The organism is Mesorhizobium sp. M1A.F.Ca.IN.020.06.1.1, assembly GCF_004023265.1.
Lineage (GTDB): Bacteria > Pseudomonadota > Alphaproteobacteria > Rhizobiales > Rhizobiaceae > Mesorhizobium.
The window spans coordinates 1-2,721 of record NZ_RZSR01000826.1 but is presented as its reverse complement, the minus strand read 5'-3'; the positions used below and the strand labels follow the sequence as shown (position 1 = coordinate 2,721).

The following is a 2,721-nucleotide window of genomic DNA, read 5'->3' as shown; positions in this document are numbered from 1 at the left end:
TCGCGCTGTGGAACGCCGCGGCCGCAATCCGACGCGGCGCCTGCTCAATCGACGCGCAGTCCCTGCGCGCGGTCCCGGCAGCACGCAAATGGGCGCGTGAGATCGCCAGGGTGGTCTTCGATGGCCTTATGGCAGGAAGCCTGTCGGTGCCAGCGCAATTGGCTGCCAGGTGGGACAGGTTCGGTGGCCCCCTCACCGAGTTGATCGTCGAACTCGGCAGGGTCTGGGACGATCCCGCAGCGGGTCGCCGCGTCCAGTATCACCTTGAGCAAATGCTTCTCGACTCCGACGATCTCGCCGCGCCGCGCAGATTGGCGCGGACACTGGGAATTCGCGTCGACGCCGGAAATCCGGCCTCCACCGAACTTCCGGAAGGAATCGATCGAATTTATGCCTATCTGATGATGGACGGCCGGATCGAGGCTCGCGTGCAGTTCGGCGCGCTCGGGAAAGTGACAAGGAGCCATTGGATCGAGTTGGCCTCGCAGAGCGGCGTTGCCGACAAGTCAAACATGTCTGAAGCCGGGGCATCGTTGTCCATGGCGGAGCCTCCGTCCGATCCGGACAGCCACTTCGGCAAGCTGGCGCGATTGGCCGCGAAAGCGCAGGAACTGGTTCGGTCGAGCGCCGAACCTGCAGAGCCATTAGCGGCACCGCGCCGTAAACCGGCCGCGGATGACAACGGTACTGATCGCACGTCGTTCTGGAATCGCCGTTTCGCGACCGAGGATCCCTGGAACTATCGTTCGCCCTATGAGCAGGAAAAGTATGAGCGGCAGCTCGAAATTCTGCCTGCCGGTCTCATCGGACGGGCGCTTGAGCTGGCCTGCGCGGAGGGCCACTTCACGCGGCAGCTGGCGCCGCGAGTCGGCCATTTGACCGCAACTGACATCTCCAGCGTAGCCGTCGAGCGGGCGCGCGCGCGATGCAGCGATCAGCCGAATGTCGACTTCGGCGTACTGGATTTCTCCGCGGAAACGCTTCCGGGCAAGATGGATCTGATCGTCTGTTCGGAAGTGCTCTACTACCTGGACGATCTCGCTGAGTTGCGGCGCATCGCCAAGAAATTTGTTGAGGCGTTGACGCCTGGCGGCAGTGTCGTCAGCGCACACGCATTCGTGCTCCGCGACAATGTTGAGAGGACGGGCTTCGACTGGAACACATTCGGCGCACAAGCGATCTCGGAGACGCTGGCGGCGACCGAAGGCCTCGTCCTCGAGCGGTCGATCCAGACCGAGCTCTATCGCATAGACCGCTTCCGCCGCCTGTCACCGGACGGCGTGGCGACGGACCCGGTGATTGATCATGTGCCAATCCACGCGCCCATCGGTGTTGGAGTCGCGCGAAATATCGTCTGGGGCGGGGCACGGGCCTTGCGCCGCGACGTCGCGCGCAGCGAGCGGCGGCAGCATGTCCCTGTCCTCATGTACCACGGCATCGCCGATGATGGTCCAGCCGCGCTCGCCCGTTTTCGGCTCACGCCCGCCGCATTCGACCGCCAGATGGCATGGCTGCGCGCCAATGGCTTTCACGCCATCACGTCCGAGCAACTGGGATGGTCCATCGCCAACCGTGAACCTTTCGTTGGTCGCCCGGTGCTCATCACCTTCGATGACGGCTTCCAGAATTTTGCCGACCATGCTTGGCCGATCTTGCGCGCGAACGACCTGACCGCGGAAGTGTTCCTGGTAACGGACTTGGTAGGGGAAAGTGCACGGTGGGACATCGACAGCGGTCCGCCGACGCAGCTCATGGACGCTGGGACGGTGCGACGTCTCGCCGGCGAAGGTGCGTTCTTCGGAAGCCATCTGGCGACGCATCGCGCGATCGATGGTCTGTCGAGTTCTGATTTGGCCGCCGAGCTCCTGCGCTCTCGCATGTTCGTCGAACGGTGGACCGGTCGGCCAACCACGGCGTTCGCGGCACCCTTCTCTGTCACCGACCGACGGCTTGGCCGGCTGGCCAGGGAGTGCGGCTATCGGATCGGCTTCGGCGGCAAACACGGGCCGGCGGATCTCGATTGCGATCCCATCGACCTTCCGCGCATCGAGGTTCGCGGGGATCGCTCGCTCGAAGACTTTGTTGCGCGTGTCGAGGCCGTGCTCGGATGACCGGTGAACAAACCGGGTTCTGCTTTTTTATCGGTGTCCCGCCCGACTACCTTGTTCGCAAGTCTATTGAACGACCTGGGATACGGCTGACATCAGCTCCTGCGGGTTTGGCGCCCCAAACATGTATCGCCCACCCTCTGGAACCTCCGTGAAGCTCCAGCGGACCACCCCCTGCCGGTCCAGCAGGAATTGACCGATCAGTTGTCCGTGTCCCGTTGCCATCATCTGCTGGTCGGCCTCGGTCACTTCGTAATGGTCCTTCTTGTCGAGGAATTCGCTGGCCGCAAAAGGATCCATGGGAGCGGGCAACTCGCCTGGTATGTCGACCCGCATATCCTTTGCCGCTGCCATCGAGACCTTGTACGGCCAGTTCGTGTCGTCCTGGGTAAATTCAAGATTGGGCAGTCCAAAAGCACGATGCGAAGCGCGTTCAGGGTCGGAAGCCGCAAGCAGATTCGGCATCGGGTGGTAGCGGAAATAGAGACGCGCCCGTTCGATCGGCGTGTTGACCACCGTCAGGCTTTCCACCCCCTTTTCGCGCAGTTCCGGATCAAGCCGCGCCTGGGCGGCGATATGGCGTCGGCAAAACGCACAATGCAGACCTCGAAAC

General features: G+C 62.9%; 2 protein-coding genes. One reads left to right on the top strand and one right to left on the bottom strand.

Translation table 11 applies throughout. The annotated features are described in order from the left end of the window. A partial coding sequence (locus EOA60_RS27575; RefSeq protein ID WP_128312208.1) for an SAM-dependent methyltransferase occupies positions 1–2,111 on the top strand: 2,111 nt, incomplete at its 5' end. Positions 2,112–2,174: 63 nt separating this feature from the next. On the opposite strand, the gene EOA60_RS27570 is transcribed toward EOA60_RS27575, so the two are convergent. After that, a partial coding sequence (locus EOA60_RS27570) for an AhpC/TSA family protein (RefSeq protein ID WP_128312206.1) occupies positions 2,175–2,721 on the bottom strand: 547 nt, incomplete at its 5' end.